Source organism: Methanosarcina horonobensis HB-1 = JCM 15518 (assembly GCF_000970285.1).
Classification (GTDB): domain Archaea; phylum Halobacteriota; class Methanosarcinia; order Methanosarcinales; family Methanosarcinaceae; genus Methanosarcina; species Methanosarcina horonobensis.
This window is the reverse complement of record NZ_CP009516.1, coordinates 2,849,002-2,874,953: the sequence shown is the minus strand read 5'-3', so window position 1 is coordinate 2,874,953 and position 25,952 is coordinate 2,849,002. Positions and strand designations below refer to the sequence as shown.

The following is a 25,952-nucleotide window of genomic DNA, read 5'->3' as shown; positions in this document are numbered from 1 at the left end:
GCTGGGAAAGAATTTATTTTTAGGAAGGTTAATTGAGCTTTTCGTTTTCTCATTTTTTTCTTGAATCTATCAAATGATGGAAAATAATTACCGCTATAATGAAAACTCCGCTAACCTTTCTACCCTGACCAAACTTTCCCCTAACCAAAAACTATTTAATTAGGTAACACCTAACTAACAACCCAGATCCAGATGACGGCGAAAAAAGAGCATTTGTTCGTAGTCTTTGAAAACCTGATCAAAATCAAAAGCGAGTGCTCTTGTGAGATCTTCTCTGAATGCGGGGTATCGGATATCACTGTAAAGCAGATCGGATATCTGAAAGCCATAGATAAACATGGGGAAATAACATTCAGCAGGCTTGCAAAAATCACAAAAAATTCGAAGCCGACCATTACAGAGACGATCAACAAATTTGTCAAAATGGAGTATGTATACAGAGAAAAATGCTCTGAGGACGGCAGAATCTTTTACATCCGTCTGACCGAAAAAGGGCAGAGAATAGCCCGGGCCGAAGAGAGCGCTTTGTTAAGAGTTATTGAAAAAATGGCAAATTCGCTGGATGAAAAAGAGATCGAGACTCTGATCAGGATTCTTGAGAAAATAAAATGATTTTTTTTGTCGGGTTTTTTTGTCGGCTAAATAGTTAGGTTAATTCAAACTAAATAATTCAAGCCAGGTGTTTGAAATTAAGCGCCTGAAAAAACCGGAAAGAAAACCGGAATAATCGAAATAACCGAGACTACGAGACAACTGAAAAATAGCCGGAATAACCGGGATGACATTCGTGATAATAATTGAGACGATTGACAATGTATTCAGAACAAACCTATGGTAACAGAGAAAGCCTTGTAATGCCGCTCTTTGATATAGTGGTTTACCCGCGGAGCCGGGCAAAATTCCTGGCTGACAAAGTCACAGGAGAAATACTGTTAGCTGAAATGAAAAACTCCGAGTCCGTACATGCTATTGGGCTGACAGTAAAGAGCGGAACGAAACCTTCGGAGATATCGGAAGACAGTCTGTACAATATAGGAAACCTGCTTAAAATCGCATATGTGCAGCCTGCTGATGATGGATATATGGTCATTGCAAAGGCTGTCCAGAGAGTAGACGCAGTCTCTGTATACCGGAAAAATGGATTGTTCTATTCCGCATTTAAGCCTGTTTTTGATATCCCTGACCTTGATGAAGATATCCAGGCAGAGATGATGGAGAACATAAAAAAGGCAATCCATGAGATAAGCAGCCGCTTCCAGGGTTCTGAGCAGTTTACCAGGCCGATAGAGAAGATGGACTCCATTGACCAGCTCATTGGATATGTCATGCCATATATGCCTATAAAACTTGCAGAAAAGCAGGACCTTCTGGAGACAATTTCTGTTCGTGAAAGGTATCTTGCGTTTTTTGATATCCTGATGAAACAGAAAGAAAATATCAATCTCCAGATGGAAATGGCAAAAAAAGTTACCGATAAGATAACCAAGTCGAACCGTGAAGCCATGCTGCGTGAGCAGCTGAAGATGATTCAGGAAGAGCTTAACGGAGGCGACGATGCCGCTTCGGGAGAAGGAAATTACAGGGAGAGAATTGAAAACTCAAAAATGCCTGAAGATGTAAAAAAGAAGGCACTTTCAGAGTTGAAGAAGCTCGAAATGGGAGGAAGCCATAACCCTGAGAGCTCGGTCATCAGAAACTATCTGGATCTTATGCTCGACCTTCCCTGGGTAACCGAAGAAAAGAAGAGCATAGATATTGCCGAAGCCCGCCGTGTGCTTGAAGAAAATCACAACGGGCTTGAAAAGGTCAAGGAAAGGATAATCCAGCACCTCGCGGTAATGAAACTTAAGCACGACAAGCAGGGTTCGATTCTGCTCCTTACAGGACCTCCGGGTACCGGGAAAACGAGCCTCGGGAAGAGTATTGCAGATGCCCTTGGAAGGCAGTATGTCAGGATCAGCCTTGGTGGTGTGAAGGACGAAGCAGAAATCAGAGGTCACAGGAGAACATACGTAGGAGCTCTACCCGGAAGGATTATTCAGGGCATGAGAAAAGCAGGCACTAAAAACCCGGTCTTCATCCTCGATGAGATCGACAAGCTTTCAGCTTCCTATTCAGGAGACCCGGCAAGTGCCCTTCTGGAAGTCCTTGACCCTGAGCAGAACAGCACATTCTCGGATCACTATCTGGAAGTCTCGTATGACCTGTCCGATGTACTCTTCATAGCCACTGCCAACTCACTGGCAAGTATCCCCTGGCCGCTTCTTGACAGGATGGAGACAATCGAGATCTCAGGCTACACCAAAAACGAGAAACTTGCAATTGCAAAGGACCATCTGCTGCCCTGCATACTGGAAGACCACGGCCTTGATGCTGATAAGCTCAAAATTGAAGATGAAGCCCTGAAGGTGATCATCGATAAATATACGCGTGAAGCAGGAGTCCGCGGGCTTAAAAAGCAGCTTGCAAAGACTGCAAGGTTTGTATCCGAAAAGATTGTGTCAGGAAAGGCTGACCTTCCTTACGTGGTCAAAGCTGATATGCTCAAAGAAGTCCTCGGAAAAGAGATAATCAGGCAGGAAGAAGCCAGAAAAGAGAATGTGCCCGGTGTAGTAACCGGCCTTGCGTGGACTCCTGTAGGAGGAGATATTCTCTTCATAGAAGGCACATTCATGCCCGGAACCGGAAAGCTTACACTTACAGGGCAGCTCGGGGATGTGATGAAAGAGTCTGCACAGATCTCTATGAGCCTGGCAAGGTCAAGGCTTGCAAACATTGGAAGCGGTTTTGACTTCATTGCAAGCGACATTCACATCCATGTACCCTCGGGTGCAACCCCAAAGGACGGACCTTCGGCAGGCGTGACTCTCTTTACTGCTCTTACATCCCTAATCAGCGGCAAAGCAGTCGACCCAAAACTTGCCATGACCGGAGAAATCACCCTGAGCGGTGCAGTAATGCCAGTAGGCGGCATAAAAGAGAAGGTTCTTGCAGCCCACAGAGCAGGCATAAAGAAAGTAATCCTGCCAAAAGAAAATGAAAGAGATCTTGAGGACGTGCCCGAAGAAGTAAGAAACGAGCTTAAGTTTGTTCCTGTAGAGACAATTGAAGAAGTCCTGAAAGAAGCACTGGGTCTTGATCTGCCAAGGCCGGTGATTCCATATACAGGAAACTGCTTTACGCCTGCACAGAATATTTAAACACCAGCAGGTACAGGAAACGAGTATGGCAGTATCAGAGCCTTAATTACTCGTCCCTGATTTTTTACACGAATGTTGTGAAATTTTTGTATCAATATTGTGAAAGAAATTCTATTTTTATTTTAATGAATTTTTATCAAATGTCCCTAGAAACACAGGTAAAGACTACAGTTGGCAGCTAGTTCTGATAGTCAATTATAATAAGTCCTGAGAGATTGAAAATAAGAGAGACCGAAAGTAAAACAGATTGAGAGATACGAGGTGAAACTATGAAAGTAGTAGCGATAAACGGAAGTCCACGAAAAAAGTGGAACACGGCAACTCTGCTTGAAAAAGCTCTAGAAGGTACAGCCTCAGAGGGTGCGGAAACCGAGATGATTCATCTTTATGACCTCGATTTCAAGGGATGTATAAGCTGCTTTGCCTGTAAACTAAAAGGTGGAAAAAGCTATGGAAAATGTGCAGTAAAGGATGGGCTGACACCTGTGCTGGAGAAACTTGAGGATGCCGATGCTGTTATACTTGGATCGCCAATTTATTTTGGAAACGTAACAGGCGAGATGAGATCGTTTATGGAGCGCTTTTTCTTCCAGTATCTTGTTTATTCAACTGACCCTCAATCGCTCTATCCGAAAAATATTCCTGTTGGCTTCATCTACACAATGAACGTCACAGAAGATCTCTTTGAAATTTTTGGAATTAACAAGCTTGTAGAGTTGAATGAAAGAGTTGCAGCAAGACTCTTCGGATGTTCCGAATCATTATACAGCACCGATACCTACCAGTTTGATGACTACTCAAAATACGTTGCTGATCGGTTTGACCCCGAAGAAAAAGCAAAAAGGCGAAAAGAAGTGTTCCCGAAAGACTGCGAGAAAGCCTTTGAAATGGGAGCCAGGTTCGTAAAGCGGCAAAGAGATTTAGAAGCACAGAAGTAAAAGTAATGAAACTTGAGTTACTTTACTTCCGGAAACCGCCTATTTTTAATTCCTATAATATCAAAAATTTCCGCCAGCTTGCCTGGCGGCCCTGCCCAAAAAGAAGAATGAGAAGAAGTTTGAAAAATTAGCAAAATGATAAAGTGGATTTGAGAAAAGTATTTTTCAGGTCTAATAAATCCTGCTTCATTTGGGTCTTTTCAGGCTTTTGCCCCTTTTAATTGTTATTTTTCCAGGACCTAGTTTATTTTGATTGTCTTTATATATTATTCTCGCTTCTGGCGATTAATTTTTGGCTTCTCTCTTTTCTTTCTCTTCTTTATCTGCAAGGCCGCTCTCCTTCGTCGAGCGTGACAAGAAAGGTTGGGTGAACGAGTGCCGCTGTATGGGTCAGAATATTTATTATCTATCCTCTCTCCGATTTCATGTGATTCCGAGGAGCAATTTGGACGAAACACAGTTTGGGGAACAAAGAAACTACTTTAATCATTAGCCGGTTTCACCAAATCCTTGAAGAGCTAGCAAAAAATTCAAAGCTATCCACAGCTTCAGGAGAAAGTCCCAGTTCTTCAAAAATTGTCCTGAAGACCGCCCGGTATTCTTCTTCAGGGATCGTATCCCCGCTGCTTCCTATAGGCATTATGATCTCGAGTTTGACCTTTCCTGAGGCATCGAGTTCAACTATGTACATGTTTTTCTTATCATAAGTTATTATCTTTGCCTGCGGGATGAGGTATTTTACGGAACCAATCCGAGTTCCGTCCTTTAAAAAGACTTCTGTAGGATATGCATTAAAACCAATACCTGATTCATAATCAGAACCATCACTGTTTTCCATAAGATAGGCATATACAGCAGGAAAATCCGGAGATTCATTCACCTGTATTTCAGCATCCCATGTCTGGTTCTGTGCGGCTTTTTTCAAAGCTTCAAGATGCTTTTCCGAAGCTTTTTCATCCAGGTTGAAGAGAAGTCCGATCTTTTCAAGCATCCAGGAATCATCCGGAAACTCCGATGGCTGTAAAGATGACCCGGGGTCAGAGTGACTGAAGTTTGAGATAGAAACACAGGTTCCGGCCCTGGTTTCAGATCCTTCTTCACATACGAAGACCATAAGCTCGGAATTCTTATCATAAGTGAGCCTTATATTCTGCACAAGAATATCACTTCCGAAACTTTCCCGGACCTCCTGCACATCACCGGGCTCAAAGCCCAAATAATTTCCGGGCCAGGGCCAGAAGCCTTCTATTTCATAACCAGCTTTCTCTGCTTTCGTAAGTACGGAGCTGTAATCAATGGTACCGATATCAACCTCCTCCTCAGAATAGTACCATGAACTGTCAATTAAACCCATGATTAAGAAAGGGGTAAACAGATATAGCACAAAAATAAGAGGGAGGAGCAATAATAATATCAGTATGGTTTTTTGCTTGTTCATGAAATCTTCAACTCCGGAAAAATATCAGTAAACAGGTGATGCTGTCTGTTGAAGAGTGAAGCCTCGAATATTAAACAAAAACAGGTTAATAAATCGGAGCTTTTCACAACATTATATTAAGCATATTAACTTGATAAATAATTTATGTTTCTTTTGGAACATGTTTGAAAAATCTTCATAATTCTAAAAAAGTACAGGTCAGTAAACCAACATTTCGGAAAAGAACCTTCTGAAAAACTGCTCTTCTTTCCTGGCTTTTCTATGTTTGGCCCTTGAAAAGATTTCGTAGTAATTTATAATAATAGTTGTACGTCTTCGTCTATAAATTCCCGAGTTTTTTCTACGTCCCTGAAAAAGTCGATAAGGGAGCTGGTGTCAAGGACGATCATATCCTGAGCCTCGAAAGTTCCCTTATTTTCCTGGAGTCTTCTTCCAACCCTTCCAGAAGCTCCTCATCTTTCAAAACTCCGAAATAACTCGAAAGATCACCTTTTTCTTTCATCTGTGTATTATACACAGAAATAAAGATTCTTCGTTTACCCGGTGTTCAGGCAGTTCCCCTGATCCCTCTTTTCTGCAGAATAAACCATGCTGCAAGCACCACAGCTCCGCAGCTGAAAGCGATTGCCCCGAGCACAGGGATCTTATCCGCCCATTCCAGGGAGATAAACCACATGCCAACAGCTCCGAGAGTAAAGTAACTGAAGATCAGCAGGGAAGAAGCCGAACCTGCATCCCGGTCAACCTGTTCGAGCACAAGGTTATTGCTCGGAGGACGGCTAAGACCCAGGGAAAATGTGATCAGGAACATAGGAAGAGCAAAGCTCCATGGACCATGCTGACCGGTGAGAAGGAGAATAACCCCGCCAAGGAAGATTCCTGCAAACCCGGCCGTCATCAGGTGCTTTGAACTGATGTTCTTCGTCAACCTGAGACAGGAGAAGGAACCGACCATTAGAGCCATGGCATTGAAGGCAAAGAAGTAACTGTATTTCTGCTCTGTCATTCCAAACCCATTGATGTAGATGTCAGAAGAACCCGCGATATAACTGTACAGGGGAAAAAGGCTTGCCGACATGACAAGGACCATGACTATGTAAGAAGGATTTAGAAGCAGTCGGCTGTATGTGTGAGCTATCTGCGAAAGAGGAGTATCGGATACCTCTGGAAGAGTCTCCGGAAAGCGAAGAACTCCGATCATCCCTATTAAGCCCATAAGTGCCTGAACGAAGAAAATCCAGTGCCATGAGAAATCTGCAAGGACCCAACCGCCAATTACCGGAGCAAGCATCGGAGCAAGCGCCATTATAACCGCAATGTAAGCCAGAATCCTTTCTCTCTCCTGTCCTGAGAAAATGTCTTTGGTAATGGCCATTGAGATTGAGGAACTGGCAGCAGCTCCTGCAGCCTGCAGTATTCGCAGACCTATCAGTACGGAAGCGCTGGACGCAAAGGCACAGAGCAGGCTTGCCACGATGTACACCGCAAGTCCGAAAAGGAGGGGGCGGCGGCGGCCTAATCTGTCAGAAATCGGGCCGTAAAAGAGCAGGAAAAACCCGTAAGTCACAAAGAAACAGACAAGGATCAAGTTAATCACTGACAGGGAAACGCCCCAGGTTTCGGCAAGGGAGGGGATGGCCGGCAAGATCATGTCCGTGGAAAGAGGAGGAAAGGCTGTAAGGAGGGCCAGAAGAGGCACAGTTCCTTTCAGACTTCGCTTCAAATTATCTCCACTATTTGTTTTATTAACTTTGGAATCTATTTTATCATTTCTTTTTAGTTGAAAAGCCATAACAGGATCCTTTTTTCTATTTTATCCATTAAGGAAGTTTTTTAAATTATTATGAATCTTCAAATTATTACCGATCTTTAAGCAGTTATTAATCTTTAATCTTTTATCGATTTTAAGTTATTATTAATCGTTAAGCGGTTGTCATAGCTGTTGTCAGTCGGGAAGATGGTTACATGTGTAACTAACCGGATGATTATCGAAGGAACCGAGTTGTATATAACAGTTGCGAAAGTAAAGTTCAGTATCAATAAATTTGAAAACGATCTGCTTTTAAACCAAAGAAGCTTAAATCTGGTACAGATATGGAAAATCTGAGAAAATACGGAAGCCCGCCCTTTACTGTAGCCGTTATTCACGGAGGACCCGGCGCCCCCGGAGAAATGGCTCCTGTTGCGAAGGAACTTTCAGCCATTACTGGAGTCCTTGAACCTCTCCAGACTAAAGCAACCCTTGAAGATCAGGTAGAAGAGCTAAGAGATATTCTGAAAGAACATGCTGATCTGCCTGTAACCCTGATCGGATTTTCCTGGGGTGCAATGCTCAGTTTTATCTTTATATCTCTCCATCCCCAATTCGTTAAAAAGCTGATTTTAATCGGAAGTGGTCCCTACGAAGGGAAGTATGCCACAAAAATAATGAGTACCCGGATAAGCCGGCTCGGAAAAGAAGACCTGGAAAACTTCCTTTCCCTGAATGAGGCCCTTGACAATCTTTCAGCTAAAAACAGAAACGAAGCCTTCTGTAAAATTGGAATGTTAATATCGAAAGCGGACACCTATGACCCTCTCCCTCATGAAGAAGAACCGATCGAATGCAGTTACGAGATCTTTAAAGGTGTATGGGAAGAAGCCAGCGACTTAAGGAGTAGCGGCGAATTGCTGAAACTGGGGACGAAAATCACATGTCCGGTAGTTGCAATTCATGGGGATTATGATCCCCACCCCTTCAAAGGAGTTGAAGAACCTCTGTCCGGAGTTTTGGAGGACTTCAGGTTTATTTTACTGGAAAAATGCGGACATAAACCCTGGATAGAGAGAGAAGCAAAGGATAGGTTTTATGATTTGCTGGAAGAAGAAATTCTAAAATAAAACCTTTAAAAATATATTCTTTTATAATAAGTCCACTAAAATTCACCTTCTGAATACGGTTTAAAAGGAAAAGTGAGAAATTTGATAGAACAATCACAGTTAATCTATTTCATTGCAGCCTCCGCAGCCCTTACATTTCTTCCGGGCCCCGACATTTTATTCGTGCTCACCCAGAGCATTTCGCAGGGCAAAATGGCAGGGATTGCAACAGCAACAGGTCTGTGCACAGGCATACTCGTTCATACCAGTGCAGCTGCACTCGGGATTTCCGCCCTTATATATAAATCGGCCCTAGCTTTCGAAATCGTAAAATATGCCGGAGCAGCCTATTTGCTTTACCTTGCCTGGCAGGCTTTGAGGGAAAGCGGAGAGCTTGTATCTTCTGTCCCTGTCCGGGAAACCAATACCTTCGCTCTTTACAGGCGCGGGATTTTTATGAATGTCCTGAACCCTAAAGTCGCTCTCTTCTTCCTTGCCTTCCTCCCTCAGTTCGTAAATCTGGAATCGGGAAGTGTCCCAATGCAGATGATATTCCTGGGAATAGTGTTCCTTATCCAGTCCTGGTTGATCTTTTCCACAATCTCTGTCTTTGCAGGGACCATCGGAGATAAAATCGTACAGAGACCGGGCATTGGGAAGTATATTAACTGGGGAAAAGCGGGCATTTTTACCGTAATAGGAGTAAAACTTGCGCTGGCCCATAAATGAATCTATATGGGTTAACAAATCAAGGTCAACAGATCAATTCACAGATAAATAAAATGTTATAAAAACTGACTACAAAAAAGCCCCTGGCAAGTAAGGCTTTCAGAGAAAAATTATTCCGGAAAACAAAATTGGAGAGAAAAGGGATCATTAGCCAGTTTCCAATCAAAGTTTTATTTTTTCCCTGTTGCCTTAATTAGATAAGATTTTTGCTGTCTTTAAAATTTAGAAAATTATTCAAAATAATATATAAATGGTAGTCGAAATATAACATAAGAGAAATAGAATTTTAAGTACTGTTTTTTATTTTATGAATTTATATATGACAAAAAGAATGAATATATGATAACTGTCTATTATAGTAAGCAAGATAAATCATTTCTACAGCGCAGTTGAGTCTAACAGATGTTAGGGTGTTTGAATGGAAAAAACAGAAAAACTCAGTCAAAACTCTACTGAACATGAAATTTCAATACAAAAGAACCTGTCAGAGGATATGAAGCTTTTTTACTCTATTTTTGAAAATGCACCTCTTATAATGATAGTTGTAAACCAGGAAGGAAAGATTGAAAACATAAATCAGACAACTTCTGAAGTTCTTGGTATACAAAAAGAATATTCACTGGGGCTATTAGGTGGAGAACTTTTTTCCTGTGTAAATTCCTTTGAAAATAGAGGGTGTGGAAAGAATCCTAATTGTGGGGGCTGTCCTGTTAGAACTACAGTTATGCATACTTTCCAGACTTCAAAGAATGTTTACAAAAAAGAAGGCGAGCTTACGATTAGAGTAAACAATCAGCTATTAAAAAGATTTTTAGTAATTTCTACCACCTTTATAAATCCCGATAATCAGCCAAAGGTGTTATTGACTGTTGATGATGTAACTGATCAAAAAAAGATAGAGCAGATGTTAAAGGACAGCGAACAAAACCTTACCAATGCAAAAAATGCAGCTGAAGATGCAAATAAAGCAAAAAGTGAATTTCTTGCAAAAATGAGTCATGAGTTAAGAACACCCTTAAATTCAGTTATCGGATACTCTGATCTGTTACTCACCGAATCGTCCGGAGGACTGAATGAAAAACAAGCCAGATATGTCAGAAATATAAAATCTAGCGGAAAACATTTGCTTGATCTGATAAATGACATTTTAGATCTATCAAAAATTGAAGCGAGAAAAATGGAGCCGCGTCCTGAATGTTTTGCAGTCCCCGAAACTATCTCCGAGGTACTGGAAACTATTTCACCCCTATCTATTGAAAAGAATATTGACCTGGAGGTTATAATTGGTAAAGAAGTAGATTTGCTTTATGCTGACAAATCTATGTTTAAGCAAATATTGTATAATCTTATCAGTAATGCTATCAAGTTCACCCCGTCTAATGGGAAAGTGTGTTTGAAAGCAGATATAATTAATGATGATTTATCAGTTTCAGTAATAGACAATGGTATTGGCATTTCTTCTGAGAATCAAAAACTCCTGTTTGAACCGTTCCAGCAAGTAGATTCTTCTTTATCATGCGAATACAAAGGAACCGGTTTAGGCCTGGCAATTGTAAAAAAATTTGTAAAAATACATGATGGAAATATCAATGTTCAAAGTGAAATTGGAAAAGGAAGCATATTCACCTTTACTCTTCCATTGAATAAACTTAAAGAATAATTCTTTACATCATGTCATCAATACCTTTAATCCCTTACATCATATCATCAATACCTTTACTACCACTTATCCAGACATTCTCTAAATGTGCATTAAGCATAAGGATTGTCTACTTTCGCATTTACTCACCGAACGAATTAAGGATGTTTCGCTTGATCCAGATTCTTAATACATTGTCCAGAATACCGTACATTCCTTCTTCCGGTTTTTCAATTGTCATAGTATTGTAAAGATCTTTCATCGATGTTGTCAGCGATGAGGCAGGTGTCTGCATATCAGATGAAATTTCACTTAATCTTCGGTATTTCTCCCCGGACAAAAATTTCAGTACTGTTTTTTGCTGATCGCTGAACTTCCATTCATAACGTGCCTCAAATTCACTATCGAATTCATTTAACATGGAGTTAAAAGCACTTTCAACCTCTTCCTCGTCAATGATATTTTTGTTTTTTAGAACTGAGTTCTGATACAGGATAAATCCGATTTTCTGAAAATAAAAAGGAAAACCACCAGTACACGCATATATTCTTTTCAGTGCTCCGTCAGTAATCTGTATATTTTGTGTCAATAGACGGTCTCTTATATATTTTGTGACGTGCTCCTCCTCTATGGGCTTAAGTTGAACTCTAGCAGCCATAAGGTACAGCGGAGAATCCGGCTTTAGAAATACTTCATGCAACAGGGATACTGAAGAGCCTGAGAAAATATACCTGATAGAAGGCTGGCTGTCCATCTGGCTTTTTAAAGTATTGAAAATATATCCGTTAAATCTTCTTAACTCCTGAAACTCATCAAAAGCAAGAATTATCGGTTCTTTCTTTTCTTCTGAGAATCTCCTGATGAAATCAAAAGTCTCAGTAACCAGTTCCTGTTCGTTAATGTCTTTTTCCCGGAATCTGAGATAAATATTCCCTATGTGTTCGATACTGCCTCCAACCTCAGAAAGTGATTTGTACGCAGCCGTAATTTTTCCTCTGAATACCTGAGAATATTTCTGCACAAGCCCTTTAACATGATGTTTCTCTTCGTATGCTGCAAGCAAAGCTCGTGTAACCACTCTGAAAAAATCACTCAAACCTGTCATTTCCCTGCAATTGATAGTAACGAAGAGAACTTCGCCTTCAACACTTATTTTAAGGTTTTTGAGCAGTGAAGTTTTCCCTATTCTGCGCGGCCCTATGATAACATTGTTCTGTGCCAGGGTCCTTATGTCCACTTTCATTTTTTCAATTTCATTTTTTCTTCCTATGAAATAAGGAGGCCGGACTTCTCCACCCACTACAAATAAAGATTCAGGCATGATTTCTTTCTCCTTCTGTGTGTAGATCTCTTGCAGGCACTTTTGTTACTTTATAGTTGAAACCCGATATATTTAAAAATAACTACTAAAAGAGTCGTTAAAAATAAATATATTCAAATTTAACGATACAGGTGTACATTAAAAATTGAATCGACATAAACCCGATAAGTGCATAAAAAATATAAGTAAATTCGAATAAAATTACCTGGAAGCTCTTTATAAAAACGGGATAACCTGCTCTATTTATTGTTGGCAGGTAAATGGATCGGGAATCATGCGGGAGTAAGTATATTATGGAGAATTTTATGCAGTTAAATTATTCATGCTAAATTTTTCATACATTTTGATGCAAATTTTTTAAACTCTTCAGCTCCTATGACAGGGAACACTTCCACATGGCACAAGTCGGTGAACGAGAAATTATAGGTAACATAATCTTTAATGGACTCTACATCATACACAGTGATTATACGCCCTCCTCCGGCATCAAACCACTGGTTAACAACTTTCAGCCCTTTTGGAGAACCTTTACTTTCCACCTGTTCCCATCGCTTAAATACCTTCACACTGTCTTCAAGCTCAAACGTTGTTATGTCAAGCAAAAGCATGTTTTTCATCCCGATTGAAGTTACTATTTATATATTTAATGTGTGTTGGATGTCATATATAGCCATATCGGTTTTGTATCCAGAAAAAATTATTAGAGGAAGATAAAATAAATTAGAAAGGTTTATCGAGTCTTACAATATTATGGAGCTTCACACAGGCGGGTCCATTTATTCATAAATGGGAAGTTGTAAGTCATATAGCCCTGAACAGTCTTCACATCATATAGAATAAGGACACGCCCTCCTCCGGCATCAAACCATTGGTTAATGATTTTTAGCCCTTTTGGAAGCTCCGTACTTTCCACCAGTTCCCACCGCTTTGAAAACCTCTATGACCCTTTCAGGGTCAAATATTGTTTATCAACAACATATTTTCCAATCTCCTATTGTTACGACATAATTTAGTCCGTGTTGTAGATAGTGTTATACTTGCTTATCTGTTTGGTTCAACTGTTCGGGGGGAAGCTAACTGTCTGAGTGATATAGATATTGCTGTCCTAGATATTGCTGTCCTTTTTGACAATACTCTGACAAAAAAAGAAGCTTTTGATCTTCAGTTGAGGCTGATAGTTGACCTTGGAGACCTTCTTAAAACAAACAATGTAGACCTTGTCGTGCTAAATGACTCTCCTCTACTCTTGGCGTTCAACATCATACGCAACGGAATTATTTTGAAATCCGATGAGCGGGAAAGAGTGCGTTTTGAAACGAGGATAATGTCCAGGTATTATGATGAGCAGTACCGTATCAAAAGACATGCAAGAGAGAGCCTTAGAAAAATTGCAGAAAGCGAATTCCCATGATAGAAGAGATCAACTTCAAACTTGAACAGCTAGGGGAATATGTAGGATTCCTCCGAAAATACCAGCCCCATGACCTTGAAGAATTAAAAAACGATTAAATGCTCAGAGCTGCTCTTGAGAGGAATATGGAAGTCTCACTGTCCTGCATGATTAATATCTGCGAAAGGATTATTTCAAGCGAAAGGTTGAAACGCCCGGATACTACACATGTATGTTGAGGTAGATCTGGAAAAATTTTATACCCATTTGCAGGAAGAACCTGACAACCTGGAACTTTTTGCGAAATATAGTGCACAATATTTAATTGATAAGTATGAGTAAATTTTTTGTTTTTACAAAGCTTTTTTATTACTAATGGAGCGCAGAGGGTCACGAATACCCCGTCCTTCAGGTCGGGGATGAAGTGAACCCTCGCCTCTTCGTTTTTTCACTTTAATTATCTAAATCCTCACTTTTTTTGTAAAATAAGGTTTTTTTGGCACCATAACCAGAGGTGGTGCCAGCCACCTTTGGCTAGGATGTGATATAAGTTGGAATTACGCAGTTTTAGCCATGGCTATGGTCAGATTACTTACCACATCGTGTTGGTGCCTAAGTATCGATACAATATATTCTACAATAAGAGAATTAAAAAGGATTGCGAGTTGATTCTCAGTATAATTTGTGCTAAAAATGGCTACAAAATACATGCAATGGAAGTAGTAGATGATCATGTTCATTTGTTTCTTGAATTTCATCCAAGTAATTCTCTGTCAGAGGTAATTCAGTATTTGAAAGGAGGTAGTTCTTACAGCTTATTCAAGCTTCATCCTGATCTTAAAAAACGATATTGGGGTGGAAATCTATGGTCAAGTGGAAAGTTCTATCGATCCGTTGGAAACGTAACTGCTGATACAATTAAGCATTACATTAAAGAATCGCAAGGAAAACCGAGTGAAGAGTCTCGATTGCATAGGTTCATGAGATCCAAGCAAAGAAGACTTGATGATTTCTAATTACCAGAACAACCGGGCGGGCGGCCCGAAGCATACCCCATCCTTTAGGGTGGGGTGGCCGCCCGCAATTTGATTTCTGATTTTCAATAGATGCTTTTTTGAGTGATGATATTTTTAGGCAGCCTTCACCTTAACCAATACTTGAATTATATTTTAAGTCAACTTCTTAAGCCCTAGAAGGATCTCAAAGTGGCTTATGCCATCTTTCTGGAAAACGTCTTTAATTGCAGGCGATTTTTTATTAGATGCGGGATATAAAATTAGCTATCTATAATTTATCGTTTGACAAAACCTGATCTGACGGTATTCGAATATAAGACTAGGTTAAGACGCAGTATCAAATTTGAGGGAAAACTAAGGGGGTATATTCATGGTAACCAGAGATTATGCAGACCTGCCGATGAAGATCAAGCTGCCTGAGCCTGGAGTTTCAGGTGTAAGTCGGATAGAGGAATTACTTGCAAAACGAAGGTCAGTGCGCAGATACACCGAAAAGGGACTACCAGAGTTGATCATCTCCCGTTTTCTTTGGGCAGCTCAGGGGATAAGCTCAAAAGATGGATTAAGAACATCTCCTTCCGCAGGTGCGCTTTATCCTCTTGAAATTCATGCTGTTGTAGGAGAGGGAAACGGGCTTGAGCCAGGGATTTACAGGTATATTGCAGAAGAACACACCCTTACCCGGGAAGTCTCAGGAGATATGAGAGATAAGCTGGCAGGAGCAGCTCTTTCTCAGCCCATGGTCAGAAAAGCTGCAGTTTCACTTGTAATCTCCGCAGTCTACCCGCGCATAACAGGCAAATACGGAAAAAGAGGCATCCGTTACGCAGATATGGAAGCCGGACATGCAGCCCAGAACGTTTATCTGCTGGGTATGGAACTCGGGATAGGCACCTGCGCTGTAGGGGCTTTTGACGATGAAGAAGTAAAAAGGGTCCTCAAACTGCCTGCAAACGAAGAACCTCTTTATATTCTGCCGCTTGGCTATATCTGACCTGAGTTGCGTTTCGGGATCACAGGAAATCTCGGATTTTCTGGGAGTTGCACTGTAAGTGCAACAGCCCGCTGTCCTTTTTGTCCCGCTCGACGGAGGAGAGCAGCCTAGCAGACAAAAAGAAAGGAGACAAACTCAATTTAGAAGTTAGAAGAAGTTATAATCTGATAGAAAGCAGAGATGCAAAGAAGACATCACAACTCTAACTGAAAATTTTTCTAGTTTATTTCATTGTTTGTTACTTTCATTAAGTATCTCTTTTTCTGTCTTTTGTTTCTTTCTTCTTTTGTGTAGGGAAGTCAGGCTGGCGGGGTTTCCGATACAATAGAATTCGAAAGTTCTTTTGATAGTAGGTGGAAGTTTGACTGGAATAATATAACAGTCTGTGGACCGCCCGGAGTTGGAAAAAGTGCGCTATTGAAATAATACCAGCGAAGTAATAAGTAACCACCAGCAAATTAAATCTGATATAAAAATCGAGCTAGAAGGTTAAAGAGAAAGCAGAGAAATAAAACAATGGAAAATAAAGAAGACGAAAAAATAGAAATTAAATGGAAAAGAAACTTAAATGTTTCTTTTAAGTTCAGGTCCTAGTTCTTCGTTTTCCCTGACAAGTTTTCCTTCAGAGAAATGGTAAATTGCAAGCTCGCCTGTGGAAAACCTTACTTCCTTGATATCTTCATCGGAAATACCCTCTATGTACTTAACAAGAGCCCTCAAACTGCTCTGGTGGGCGCAGATAAGCACGTTTTTTCCATCTTCCAGGACAGGCATAACTTTTTTTCGGAAAAAGGGGACTGTGCGCTCGTAGACGGCTTTTAAGCTTTCTCCTTCTGGAGGCCCTGGTTCAAAATCCCAGCGCCAGCGGGAAACATTCTCTACACCGTACTTTTCTTCCATTTTCTGCTTTTTTCTGCCCTGCAGTTTCCCATAATATCGTTCGTTCAAAGCAGGAGTTGTATAAATGGGAATAAGATCTTTACCGAGTTTATCGGGATAAGAATACCATTCAAGCCTTTCCGGCCCCTCTTCATTTTCTGTTTCTTCGTGGACAAAAACCCCTGCCTTTTTCTGGCCTGAAAGTATGATACAAAGGGTTTCCTGTGTTCGGACAAGGTTTGAGGCAAAAGCAAGGTCTATCTCTATATTTGCAAGTGCAGTCGCACATTCAAGAGCTTCTTCAATCCCTTTCCTGCTTAGCGGGATGTCAATCCAGCCAGAGAGCCTGTCCCCTGGTTTCAAACCGGGCTCCCCATGCCTGACAAGTATAAGATTACCCACGGTTACCACCCTTTAGAATCCTTTAGAATCCTTTAGAATTTTAGAATTTTAGAATAATACTGAACATTTAGAATAATACTGACGCATTACTGCTTCGTATCTTCTTTCATCGCCTTTTTATTTCCGGCACAAAGTCAAGTTTCGTATTATAAAGAAGGTGCCACAAGTCACCTTTTTTACGCATTCTTTCAGCATCGATTACGGATCCGTTGCCTTTAATCTCAAATCTGATTCTCTGTTTTCCAAAAGTGACTTCCCCAAGCCTGCTTTCCAGCCGGCTGTAGTCCAGGGCATCGGCAAGTCTCACAAGGGCAGCTACTTTCAGGGTAAGGGCCTGGAGATCTTCAGGCATATTTCCAAACTCTTTTTCGTTAAGCTTATGGAGCTTCTTTTTTCCGATCTTCTTTTTGTGAAGAAAAGCGGTCCAGGCAACAACCTGCCATAGTTTCTCAGGTAGATTGGCAGGAGGGTGCAGAAGCAGGATATCCCTCCCTGCCTTATGATGGTTTTCCATGTCCGTAGCCACTCCGGAGTCATGGACAAGGGCAGCTATTTCCACAAGTTTTCTGAACTCAGGACCAAGCCCATGGACAGGAGCAAGGACATCAAAAAGTTCGAGAACATTCCGTGCTACATTATCGGCATGGCTGCGTTCAATCCCGTATTTGTGATAAAGGGCTTCGAGGGGCAGAGGCCTGGGCAAAAGAACCTTTCCCTGAGGTTTCATTTCATGAAATTCTGTCATTTGAATCTTCGCCTGACTTGTCATTCCCAAACCTTAAGGGAATCCTTAAGGTTTGTTATCCGAATTCACAGTGACTGCTCCCCTCATTAAAATGATGGGCATCTATCGGTTTTACGAACAGACTGCAATCCCAGTCTGAGAATATTAATGGAAGCATTAAGATCACGGTCAATAGACAGACCACAGAAAGGACAATTATGAGTCTTTCTGACAGATCTTTTTCTACCTGAATGTAGAATCTAGGATTGGGGACATAAGTTCATTTGATAACGTAGCAAATGAGAGAATTCCAACATCAATGCCTGCTGACTTATCTGACTTTTCAAGCGGTTGATAAGTTTCAATATCAGTAAGGATTGATACAAACCATTTTCGTGTTGAAGTTCTCCTTATAGCTAAGCGTTTGATATTACCTCCAGGTGGTCTATGTAGTTTGATTTTTATATCTCTGATTTTGGAGAGGGTCAAAACGTTGTTGTTTAAGGAAAATCCAGATTGCAGGTAAGTAATGCTATCATACCAGCCTTTAGTTCTTTTTTAATGCCAGAGTTTCATTACAGACCCATCTACATAGTTCCAAAGTAGAATTAAGCTTTGTAACTTGTGATTTTGTTGGATAGATTCTATAACAATTTACTTTAGGCATATTAAGGAATAATGAAACTTTACCTGAATAAAGGTTATTATATTAAGTTGACGGCTGTATCCCGCCATTAAAATGACGGGGATTAGCCTTAGACGCTTCTAAAATCTTTTTATTTGTCTTTCTTTATTTGTGTTTGTCTTTCTTTATTTGTGTTTGTCTTTCTTTATCTGCATTAATATCAGATGGACTTTAATATCAGATCGACTTAAACTTATTTTTTAGTCAGATTATAAGTAAACATCATGTTAACTAAATCTTATAAGTAAATATAAATTTTAGAAAATATATTTGAATAAGGGAAATTATTGCGGGATAATTGTAAAGGACTAAATGATATATCTGTAGGTAACCAGAAGAGCATTTAGGGTCATTTAAGATTTATACGAATACTTTAGGCTGATTAAGAAAGGGCCTGCCTACGGGGAATTCAAAAACAGTTAACAGTTGTCTCGCTCAAGGAACCAGAGGAAACCGAGCAACTCACTGAGTTAAATTATAATGTGGCTGTAAAAAATTCCAAAAGCTCTTTTTGAGCAAGGCATAATTTCAGCCGCATGGATGTACGAACAATGAAAGGTTGGGCGTGAAATTCATTCGGGAGCTAATAAAAGCTAATCCATTAATCATTTTCTTATTCGATGACTTGTAGCAGCTTCAATAGATAGCTCAGAATCGTCGTAAAGTATCAACTTTTTGAAAATTTCAGACGCCAATGGATTTTACTATAGTAAAGAGTAACGGAGGCGAGCAATAAGTGACGAACAAAAATCAGAATATTGGGGAGCAAGAGCTTGTAATCACAAAGATCTTCAATGCGCCAAGAGAGCTCGTGTGGAAGGCATGGACAGATCCCGAGCGTGTAAAGCGCTGGTGGGGACCAAAAGGTTTCACGTCGCCTGTTTCAGAGATCGATTTTCGGGTGGGTGGCGCTTATCTAAACTGAATGCGGTCACCCGAGGGTGAGGATTACTGGAGCACAGGCGTCTATCGTGAAATCGTCGAACCGGAGCGAATTATCTATACCGATTCATTTTCGGATGCAGAAGGTAATGTTGTACCGGCTTCGCACTACGGAATGAGTGGAGACTGGCCTTTAGAGTTACTGGTGACGGTAACATTTGAGGAACATGAAGATAAGACCAAGCTCACCCTGCAGCATATCGGTATCCCGGCAGGCGAAAATAGAGACCTGGCTAAAGCTGGCTGGAACGAGTCTCTCGACAAACTAGCCGAATACCTGGAAAAGGAAAAATCGTCGTGGTTTCCGATTTGCTGATACTTATTATCTGAGTTTCTCGACGCACACATGGTGATAGACAAATTAATATACAAAAATATGCAGGAAAGATTCCCACATGTATACTTTCTTAATCAAAAACTATTCCGTTAGTAATAAATCGCTATCAGAATCATCAAAGTAGATAGCAGTACATATAAGGTTCCAGGTATAAAATGAGCCCAAAAATCAGGGAGAACTTTGCCTGCACTCTCTATTTGTATCCGTTCTTCATCCACGAAAAAAGAGTCCGGATATCTATGTAAAAAAGATTCGTATATTCTGAAATAACCAAATTCGAAAAATGAACCAAGACCTATTAAGACAACATCTGAGACGCCGCGAACCGTCATATCAAATCTGACATTAAATGATCCAACAAGGATAAACAAAATTCCAAAATGCAATAGCGGTATAACGAATAAAATAATCCATGCTACTAGCAAACGCTTAATATCGTGAATTCTTCCTTTCTAGGCGTTGTATGTATCCCACGGTTTATACATTTGATGGGAGCGGTCTATTATCAAAGTGAAATAAATCGCAAAGAATAATGAAAACAGTTCCTGCGCTTCAGTGAGAGACATGTTCTACCTGATTTTTAATCTATCAAGGCTTAAATTCACGCCACTTAAAGGTTAATTATTATCTCCAAGTTGACTGATCTGTGAAATACTCTTTATGATCCACCTTCAGAACATTGTGGGAACTTATACATATTTTTGAATCCATTGAAGTACCAGCTCTGTAATCAATAAAATCGGTCTCGTTAATGATAGGAACATAAGAATCTTGTTTCCTGAAATCAATTTCTCTATTATAGGATTGGATTTACTCAGAATGCAGACTCTAATCCGATGTGGAAACTATATTTTTGAAAAACTCTTTCTCATCAAAGAAGCTAAGTAGTCATCAAATTATATCCTTCTTCAGGACGGGCTCCCAAATCGCAATTAGGGTAACTGAAATATTATATATAATGTCCAGACTCTTAGTAAACAATGATCAAAATCAGCTTCAAGCAGGGAACTATTCTCATAAAAGGCAATATCAGGGTTCCGAACTCAGTGTGGGACGAAAGGAGCGGAAGCTTCCGGGCTCCTGCAATGTATTACAGAGATATTATTAATTATCTGAAAGAATCCGGAATCGATTTTGAAGATACTGTGCTTGACCTCCTTCCCTGTCCTGATCTTACAGCAGCTTACGAGGCTTCGGGAAAGAAACTGAAATTGAGGGACTATCAGGCAGAAGCTCTTATTTCCTGGGGAGAAAATGAGAAAAAGGGAGTACTTGTCCTGCCAACAGGAAGCGGAAAGACTTTAACCGGTATCCGGGCAATTGCAGGTTGTAATACTCCTGCCCTTGTGGTTGTCCCGACCCTTGATCTGCTTGAGCAGTGGAAAAAAGAGCTTGAAGAAGCCTTTTCAATGGATATCGGAAAGCTTGGGGGGGGAGAAAAGAAAATTCTTCCAGTAACGGTTTCCACATATGACTCTGCCTATATTCATGCCGAAACCCTTGGAAACAGGTTCGGTCTCATCATTTTTGATGAGGTGCATCATCTGCCTGCAGCCGGCTACAGGAGCATTGCCGAGTTTTCCGTAGCACCCTGCAGGCTCGGACTTACAGCCACATACGAAAGGGAAGACGGGCTGCACACCGAACTTAACAGGCTTGTAGGGGGAAAAGTTTACGAGAAAAAGGTTTCCGAACTTGCAGGCGGGCACCTTGCCCCTTATACGATAAAACGGGTTGCTGTAACACTCACCGACGAAGAACAGAAAGAACATGATCAGAATTATTCCATATTTCTTGATTATCTCAGAAAAACCGGGATGATAATGAGAGGTCCTCAGGACTTTCAAAAACTTGTCATGAAAAGTGGCAGAGATCCCGAAGCCAGAAAAGCCCTCCTCGCAAGAAATGCAGCACGGGACCTTGCCTTCAATAGTGACTCAAAAATTGAAAAATTGAGGGAAATCCTGGCGCAGCACAGAGAAGACAGAGTATTCATCTTCACGGAACATAACCGGCTTGTGCACCGGATTTCCAATACTTTTCTTATTCCTGCGATCACTTACAGAACTCCTTCAAAAGAAAGAAACTCCATTCTCGAAAAGTTCAGGCAGGGAAGGTACAGGGCTGTCGTTACCTCAAAGGTGCTTGACGAAGGGATCGATGTCCCGGAAGCAAATGTAGGAATAATAGCAAGCGGGACAGGTAGTAAACGGGCATATGTCCAGCGCCTTGGAAGGATCCTGAGGAAAAAAGAAGGAAAAGAAGCCGTGCTCTATGAGATTATTGCCGAAGAAACGACGGAAACGGGAACGGCAAAGAGAAGAAAAGAGGCTTTCTCTTCCCGAAAAGGTCCGGCCGGGAGTCTGGGGAAAAAGATAGAAAAAGAGAAGGCGGAAAAAGTGACGGCAGAAGTAAAAGATCAGGATACAGGAAAAGAAAGTTCTGAACGCCGGAAGGAGAATTCCCATGCTAACATCTGACCTCCTTGTAACCCGCATTTCCGGAGGAAAGATCAGGCCTGCATATGCAGCTTTTGACTCCGAAAACCTTGAGCTTGCAAAGCTCCTTATAGAAACCTTCGAGCAGCATGTCGGAAAAACTTATGGTGACCTTCTTGCAGAACTTGAAGGTTACGAAGAGATGAACTACCGCTTCATCAGGGGCCTTTCGCAGCTCCTTGGAAGGAGGGCAGTGGTCGAGACTTCTTCAGCTGTTGACCCTTCCAGAGCCAGGGAAGCTGTCTTTGAAGCCTGCGAGGACATGGCTCTTTTTCCTGCCGAAAGGCAAAAGGCGCTGCAAAAAGCCGCAAAAAATCTCTCTATTTCAGTTTCCGATCTTGAAAAAGCTCTATGGGCAGACCTTGAGGAAAATCAGATCCTTAAAGAGTTCAGCCCGCCCACCCCTGCCGAGCTTCTCAGGCAATATAATATCTCTCTGACCCAGACTCTGCTCTTCCGCGCTATGGACCTGGATATCTGGATAACAGGCAGTTTCCAGAGAGTTCTCTGGAAGATCCTCAGATCCGGGCTTATGTACTCCCTTGAGGATACTCAGGAAAAAGAAGGCAAAAATAGAGAAAGCGAAAGAACGGATGAAACCAAAGAAACTGAAAGGTTGAAAAGTGTTCACCTTCACCTTGACGGACCGGCATCGCTTTTCAGAATGTCGGAACGGTATGGAAACTCTTTTGCAAAACTCTTCCCGATTCTCCTTAAATCAAAAGGCTGGAAATTAAAGGCAGGTATTCTGTACAAAGGTTATCAAGGGAAGAGAGTCCTAGAATTTGCTCTTGATAGTTCTGAAGAAGCTTTCAGATTCATACCTGAAGCAGCCAGCTACCCTCAAAGAGTTTCTCCAGATTTTCAGCTCGCTGAAGACAAAGAAGGATATGGGATAAAAACCGGAGCGGATGTAGAGGACGAGACCGAATTTATAGAAAAGGAAACCGAAACTCAGGAAGCAGGGATAGATACTGAAAATGAAGCCTATGACAGCACTTATGAGCAGCAGTTTGCAAACTTAAGTTTCGGAGGCTGGGAGGCAAAAAGGGAACCGACAATTCTAAAAGCGGGAAGATTCGCTTTTGTTCCGGATTTCTCTCTGCAGAAGAACGGGATAAAGGTTTATGCCGAAATTGTCGGGTTCTGGACTCCTGACTACCTTAAAAAGAAAATAGAGAAACTTAAAGATGTAAAAGAACCCGTTATTCTCCTGATTAACAGGAAACTCAAGTGTTCCGAAAAGGATTTTCCTGCACAGGATGTGATTTTTTTTTACAGGAAGATTCCTGCAAACGAGGTTACACAGATACTTAGAAAGTATGAGGAAAAAAGGCTTGCAGAAGACAGATCCAGGCTGAATGAAATAGAAATTCCCCTTTCAGGAGAACTTATCAGTCTTGAAAAAATCGCAGCCGAGAAAGGAGTTATGCCCGGGGCTTTAAAAAAAGTGCTTGCAGAGAGGTTTGCAGAAATCCGAGAATCTGAAAAATCCGGGGTGCAAAAAGAGTTCGAAAAGCACAAAGAGTCCGGAAAATACAGGGGCTATGTGCTTCTTGAAAATTATATAATCCACAGGCAGCTGCTTGAGAGAATAAATCTTGAGCTTGAAAAACCAGGCGCTGCAGAGACGTATGCCGATGCGGTAAGAGTCTTTGAGGATTTTGGGCTTGACAGCAGTCTCTATTATCCCGTGCTCGAGTACCTTGGGTATAGAGTCGTCTGGACAGGGCTGAGTGAAGAGAACGCAAGGGTTAAGAAAGCTTAGAGGCGATTGAACCACAAAACATCAGACGTTATTGAAGCCCATAATGTTTTATGTTCCAGTCAGCCATTGCCTGAATTTTCTTTATTTCTTCTTCTCCGCCTTCCATCACGAAGAGATGCTTGAAACGCTTCTGAGTTCTCAGATACTCCTCGACAGGTCTCGGGTCCTTTATTTTTCTGACCTGTGTGATTTCTCCGTTTTCCATTTCGTACATGGGCCAGAGACAGGTTTCAACTGCGAGTTTGGCAATTTCCAGGGTCTTGGACGTATCAAAGCCCCAGCCTGTGGTACAGGGAGCATGGGCGTGGATGTAAGTCGGGCCCACTATTTCTGTGGCTTTTTTGACTTTACGTATCATGTCTCTCGGGAAGCCGATTGAGGTTGTGGCTACATACGGGGAGCCGTGGGCTGCCATAATGGCAATCATATCCTTTTTTGGAAGCGGGTTCCCGAAAGAGAATTTTCCGGGGGGAGTAGTTGTGGTGCTTGCATCGAAAGGGGTACCGCTGCTGCGCTGGACTCCGGTGTTCATATAGGCTTCATTGTCCATACAGATATAGGTAAAATCATGACCCCGCTCAAACGCACCTGAGAGGGCTCCAAATCCTATATCCATGGTAGCGCCGTCTCCTCCAATAGCTATTACTTTTATGTCTTTCTTTTTGCCAAGAGCTTTTAAGCCAGCCTCTATACCTGAAGCTACTGATCCGGCATTCTCAAAAAGGGAGTGAATCCAGGGGACCTGCCAGGAAGTTAACGGGAAAGGCGTGGATGTGACTTCCAGGCAGCCAGTCGGATTAACGATAATGCATCTGGGACCTGATCCCATAAGTGTGAACTTTGCTACGAAAACATCACAGCAGCCCGGGCAGGCACTGTGTCCTGAGGTGATATATGTTTTAGGTGCAGTTTTACTCATAACAATTTCCCCCTAAGTCCAAGACCCGGCTTTCAGCCTCAGTTCCTGGCTTTACATTTTTCTCTTTTCTCAGTATAATTCTTACAAGGGTCGCAAATCCTTACAATGGTCGGAAGATAACGATTGGTCAACCATCTGACGTGATGCTGTTAATCGAATTAACTTGAATTAACTGATGAATTAACTGATGAATTAACTGATCTATGGTTTGTCAGATTCTCAATATCTGACACTTTTTCCCAACAAGATCAATTATCATTATCGATATTATATAATATTGACTGAATGTTTTGTTGTCTGGATTAGATAATACGAAATTACTGATTCTCATAAAACAACAGGAACTCAGTAAATTGAGTATCTGGATAAGGAAAGTGCAAACTGCCTGACTAGTGTAGAAATGATAGAATGTATATAGAATGTAGATGCCTGAAAGAAACACTGTCGTGTCAAGTTAAAAAACAAGAAGAAAAGCCGGCGAAAGTTCACTTCAGCCCCGATTCAAAGGGGTATCCATGACCCTCGCATTCTGGAAGCGATAAACTTCATACCTCTATTCCGTCCAGTTTTACAATAAAGTTTACCTCAACTCTCGAAATGTTAAGATTGGTTTCAAGATCATTTTCATACTCTGAAAGTAAGTTTTTAATAGCAGTTTCTAATGAATGTTTTAAATCGGTAACGGTTTCATCCATTAATATCGTTTTTTCAGCTTCAGTCAGGTTAGAAAGCGTCATCAAATCCCACTCCAAAAATTTGCTTTTATATCTATTTTGTAACCCACATCCTCTTACCAGTTCAGTATTCTCCAATACCTGCTGTAAGAGCTGTACTATTAACTGAGATTTCTCTCAACTGAGATTCCTCCCAATCCAAAGGCTTAACTCTATCCCCGATAAACCATCCATCATATTATTGTCTAATGGTATTATGTTTTATCAATAGTATAACTGATATACTCGTATAAATACTTATTCTGTATAAAAAGGATATCAAAGGACTTTATTTCTTACAAATAAAGAGATACATTTAAATAATAGAATCTTTTTAAAACTTATACTGTCGTAAAAAATATGACTCAGTTGGCAGCTTCACTATTTTAAAAAAATGTATATAAAATACGGGAAAAATAACTTTCTCAACTCTCATAACTTTCCCAATAGGACACTCTACATAGAATACTCTACATAATTGAAAATGGGAAAAACAATTATTCGTCTTTACTTGGTTTATATTTTGAATCATTTGAAGCATGTAGTTATGGGTTAGAAACT

The 25,952-nt window shown here is 40.9% G+C and carries 22 protein-coding genes and 1 pseudogene; 12 read left to right on the top strand and 11 right to left on the bottom strand.

Features of this window, described 5'->3' with window-relative positions; translation table 11 throughout:
• Positions 1-192: 192 nt before the first annotated feature.
• The 3 genes from MSHOH_RS12645 to MSHOH_RS12635 all read left to right on the top strand — a co-directional run bounded on the left by MSHOH_RS12645 (position 193) and on the right by MSHOH_RS12635 (position 4,138).
• Complete coding sequence (locus MSHOH_RS12645) at positions 193-612, top strand: MarR family winged helix-turn-helix transcriptional regulator (RefSeq protein ID WP_048140098.1); 420 nt, start codon at positions 193-195, stop codon at positions 610-612.
• Between the two features lie 200 nt (positions 613-812).
• Positions 813-3,200, top strand: a complete 2,388-nt coding sequence (gene lon, locus MSHOH_RS12640) for an endopeptidase La (RefSeq protein WP_048140096.1) — start codon at positions 813-815, stop codon at positions 3,198-3,200.
• Positions 3,201-3,469: 269 nt separating this feature from the next.
• Positions 3,470-4,138: a flavodoxin family protein gene (locus MSHOH_RS12635; protein ID WP_048140094.1), complete on the top strand. Its 669-nt coding sequence runs from the start codon at positions 3,470-3,472 to the stop codon at positions 4,136-4,138.
• A gap of 499 nt (positions 4,139-4,637) precedes the next feature.
• Here the strand turns inward: MSHOH_RS12635 and MSHOH_RS12630 are convergent, their stop codons facing one another.
• Together MSHOH_RS12630 and MSHOH_RS12625 are read right to left on the bottom strand one after the other, a co-directional pair.
• Positions 4,638-5,576: a hypothetical protein gene (locus MSHOH_RS12630; protein WP_048140092.1), complete on the bottom strand. Its 939-nt coding sequence runs from the start codon at positions 5,574-5,576 to the stop codon at positions 4,638-4,640.
• A 547-nt stretch (positions 5,577-6,123) separates the two neighbouring features.
• A complete protein-coding gene (locus MSHOH_RS12625; protein WP_239450960.1) occupies positions 6,124-7,299 on the bottom strand; it encodes a multidrug effflux MFS transporter in 1,176 nt (391 codons plus the stop codon).
• Between the two features lie 371 nt (positions 7,300-7,670).
• Between MSHOH_RS12625 and MSHOH_RS12620 the strand changes: the two genes are divergently transcribed.
• The 3 genes from MSHOH_RS12620 to MSHOH_RS22215 all read left to right on the top strand — a co-directional run bounded on the left by MSHOH_RS12620 (position 7,671) and on the right by MSHOH_RS22215 (position 10,824).
• Positions 7,671-8,456 (top strand): alpha/beta fold hydrolase, encoded by a 786-nt coding sequence (locus MSHOH_RS12620; RefSeq protein ID WP_048140090.1) that lies wholly within the window; start codon positions 7,671-7,673, stop codon positions 8,454-8,456.
• A gap of 72 nt (positions 8,457-8,528) precedes the next feature.
• On the top strand, positions 8,529-9,164 hold the full coding sequence (locus MSHOH_RS12615; protein ID WP_048140089.1) for a LysE family translocator: 636 nt from the start codon (positions 8,529-8,531) through the stop codon (positions 9,162-9,164).
• A gap of 418 nt (positions 9,165-9,582) precedes the next feature.
• Positions 9,583-10,824: a PAS domain-containing sensor histidine kinase gene (locus tag MSHOH_RS22215; protein ID WP_052730855.1), complete on the top strand. Its 1,242-nt coding sequence runs from the start codon at positions 9,583-9,585 to the stop codon at positions 10,822-10,824.
• Positions 10,825-10,945: 121 nt separating this feature from the next.
• Here the strand turns inward: MSHOH_RS22215 and MSHOH_RS12605 are convergent, their stop codons facing one another.
• From MSHOH_RS12605 to MSHOH_RS23830, 3 genes are all read right to left on the bottom strand, one after another.
• Complete coding sequence (locus MSHOH_RS12605; protein ID WP_048140086.1) at positions 10,946-12,124, bottom strand: AAA family ATPase; 1,179 nt, start codon at positions 12,122-12,124, stop codon at positions 10,946-10,948.
• A gap of 320 nt (positions 12,125-12,444) precedes the next feature.
• Positions 12,445-12,732: a DUF3303 domain-containing protein gene (locus MSHOH_RS12600; protein ID WP_052730854.1), complete on the bottom strand. Its 288-nt coding sequence runs from the start codon at positions 12,730-12,732 to the stop codon at positions 12,445-12,447.
• Between the two features lie 140 nt (positions 12,733-12,872).
• On the bottom strand, positions 12,873-13,037 hold the full coding sequence (locus MSHOH_RS23830) for a hypothetical protein (RefSeq protein WP_158024153.1): 165 nt from the start codon (positions 13,035-13,037) through the stop codon (positions 12,873-12,875).
• An 81-nt stretch (positions 13,038-13,118) separates the two neighbouring features.
• Here MSHOH_RS23830 and mntA point away from each other — a divergent pair, with 81 nt between their 5' ends.
• The 3 genes from mntA (at position 13,119) to MSHOH_RS12580 (ending at position 15,524) form a co-directional block, all read left to right on the top strand.
• Positions 13,119-13,535, top strand: a complete 417-nt coding sequence (gene mntA / locus MSHOH_RS12595; RefSeq protein ID WP_239450959.1) for a type VII toxin-antitoxin system MntA family adenylyltransferase antitoxin — start codon at positions 13,119-13,121, stop codon at positions 13,533-13,535.
• Between the two features lie 530 nt (positions 13,536-14,065).
• Complete coding sequence (tnpA, locus tag MSHOH_RS12585) at positions 14,066-14,530, top strand: IS200/IS605 family transposase (RefSeq protein WP_048137183.1); 465 nt, start codon at positions 14,066-14,068, stop codon at positions 14,528-14,530.
• A 370-nt stretch (positions 14,531-14,900) separates the two neighbouring features.
• A complete protein-coding gene (locus MSHOH_RS12580) occupies positions 14,901-15,524 on the top strand; it encodes a SagB/ThcOx family dehydrogenase (protein ID WP_204245314.1) in 624 nt (207 codons plus the stop codon).
• Positions 15,525-16,088: 564 nt separating this feature from the next.
• On the opposite strand, the gene MSHOH_RS12575 is transcribed toward MSHOH_RS12580, so the two are convergent.
• The 4 genes from MSHOH_RS12575 to MSHOH_RS26045 form a co-directional block, all read right to left on the bottom strand.
• Positions 16,089-16,805: a histidine phosphatase family protein gene (locus MSHOH_RS12575; protein ID WP_239450958.1), complete on the bottom strand. Its 717-nt coding sequence runs from the start codon at positions 16,803-16,805 to the stop codon at positions 16,089-16,091.
• A gap of 106 nt (positions 16,806-16,911) precedes the next feature.
• Complete coding sequence (locus MSHOH_RS12570) at positions 16,912-17,550, bottom strand: HD domain-containing protein (RefSeq protein WP_048140082.1); 639 nt, start codon at positions 17,548-17,550, stop codon at positions 16,912-16,914.
• 86 nt (positions 17,551-17,636) lie between these two features.
• Positions 17,637-17,729 (bottom strand): hypothetical protein, encoded by a 93-nt coding sequence (locus tag MSHOH_RS26140; RefSeq protein ID WP_449405457.1) that lies wholly within the window; start codon positions 17,727-17,729, stop codon positions 17,637-17,639.
• A 347-nt stretch (positions 17,730-18,076) separates the two neighbouring features.
• The gene (locus MSHOH_RS26045; protein ID WP_394297753.1) at positions 18,077-18,196 is read right to left on the bottom strand and encodes a helix-turn-helix domain-containing protein; all 120 of its coding nucleotides are present in this window, start codon (positions 18,194-18,196) and stop codon (positions 18,077-18,079) included.
• 754 nt (positions 18,197-18,950) lie between these two features.
• On the opposite strand from MSHOH_RS26045, the pseudogene MSHOH_RS24695 reads away from it, so the two are divergent.
• From MSHOH_RS24695 to MSHOH_RS12550, 3 genes and pseudogenes are all read left to right on the top strand, one after another.
• Positions 18,951-19,472 (top strand): annotated as a pseudogene (locus tag MSHOH_RS24695) (SRPBCC family protein).
• A 1,001-nt stretch (positions 19,473-20,473) separates the two neighbouring features.
• On the top strand, positions 20,474-21,973 hold the full coding sequence (locus tag MSHOH_RS12555) for a DEAD/DEAH box helicase (protein ID WP_048140078.1): 1,500 nt from the start codon (positions 20,474-20,476) through the stop codon (positions 21,971-21,973).
• Complete coding sequence (locus tag MSHOH_RS12550; protein WP_048140076.1) at positions 21,960-23,759, top strand: DUF790 family protein; 1,800 nt, start codon at positions 21,960-21,962, stop codon at positions 23,757-23,759. The genes MSHOH_RS12555 and MSHOH_RS12550 overlap by 14 nt, the downstream gene beginning before the upstream one ends.
• A gap of 28 nt (positions 23,760-23,787) precedes the next feature.
• Here MSHOH_RS12550 and MSHOH_RS12545 read toward each other — a convergent pair whose 3' ends face one another.
• Positions 23,788-24,678 carry a thiamine pyrophosphate-dependent enzyme gene (locus MSHOH_RS12545; RefSeq protein WP_048140074.1) on the bottom strand — a complete coding sequence of 297 codons (891 nt, stop codon included), beginning with the start codon at positions 24,676-24,678 and terminating at the stop codon, positions 23,788-23,790.
• A gap of 545 nt (positions 24,679-25,223) precedes the next feature.
• The gene (locus MSHOH_RS12540) at positions 25,224-25,415 is read right to left on the bottom strand and encodes a hypothetical protein (protein WP_048140073.1); all 192 of its coding nucleotides are present in this window, start codon (positions 25,413-25,415) and stop codon (positions 25,224-25,226) included.
• Positions 25,416-25,952 lie beyond the last annotated feature (537 nt).

Bases quoted from the DNA above. Each gene is read 5' to 3' on its own strand.
- lon (WP_048140096.1), top strand. From the start codon at position 813: ATGTATTCAGAACAAACCTATGGTAACAGAGAAAGCCTTGTAATGCCG.
- MSHOH_RS26045 (WP_394297753.1), bottom strand. From the start codon at position 18,196: ATGCCTAAAGTAAATTGTTATAGAATCTATCCAACAAAATCACAAGTT.
- MSHOH_RS12600 (WP_052730854.1), bottom strand. From the start codon at position 12,732: ATGCTTTTGCTTGACATAACAACGTTTGAGCTTGAAGACAGTGTGAAG.
- MSHOH_RS12540 (WP_048140073.1), bottom strand. From the start codon at position 25,415: ATGACGCTTTCTAACCTGACTGAAGCTGAAAAAACGATATTAATGGAT.
- MSHOH_RS22215 (WP_052730855.1), top strand. From the start codon at position 9,583: ATGGAAAAAACAGAAAAACTCAGTCAAAACTCTACTGAACATGAAATT.
- MSHOH_RS12605 (WP_048140086.1), bottom strand. From the start codon at position 12,124: ATGCCTGAATCTTTATTTGTAGTGGGTGGAGAAGTCCGGCCTCCTTAT.
- MSHOH_RS12630 (WP_048140092.1), bottom strand. From the start codon at position 5,576: ATGAACAAGCAAAAAACCATACTGATATTATTATTGCTCCTCCCTCTT.
- MSHOH_RS12645 (WP_048140098.1), top strand. From the start codon at position 193: ATGACGGCGAAAAAAGAGCATTTGTTCGTAGTCTTTGAAAACCTGATC.
- MSHOH_RS12550 (WP_048140076.1), top strand. From the start codon at position 21,960: ATGCTAACATCTGACCTCCTTGTAACCCGCATTTCCGGAGGAAAGATC.
- MSHOH_RS12545 (WP_048140074.1), bottom strand. From the start codon at position 24,678: ATGAGTAAAACTGCACCTAAAACATATATCACCTCAGGACACAGTGCC.
- MSHOH_RS12635 (WP_048140094.1), top strand. From the start codon at position 3,470: ATGAAAGTAGTAGCGATAAACGGAAGTCCACGAAAAAAGTGGAACACG.
- MSHOH_RS12570 (WP_048140082.1), bottom strand. From the start codon at position 17,550: ATGACAGAATTTCATGAAATGAAACCTCAGGGAAAGGTTCTTTTGCCC.
- MSHOH_RS12580 (WP_204245314.1), top strand. From the start codon at position 14,901: ATGGTAACCAGAGATTATGCAGACCTGCCGATGAAGATCAAGCTGCCT.
- MSHOH_RS12620 (WP_048140090.1), top strand. From the start codon at position 7,671: ATGGAAAATCTGAGAAAATACGGAAGCCCGCCCTTTACTGTAGCCGTT.
- MSHOH_RS12555 (WP_048140078.1), top strand. From the start codon at position 20,474: ATGATCAAAATCAGCTTCAAGCAGGGAACTATTCTCATAAAAGGCAAT.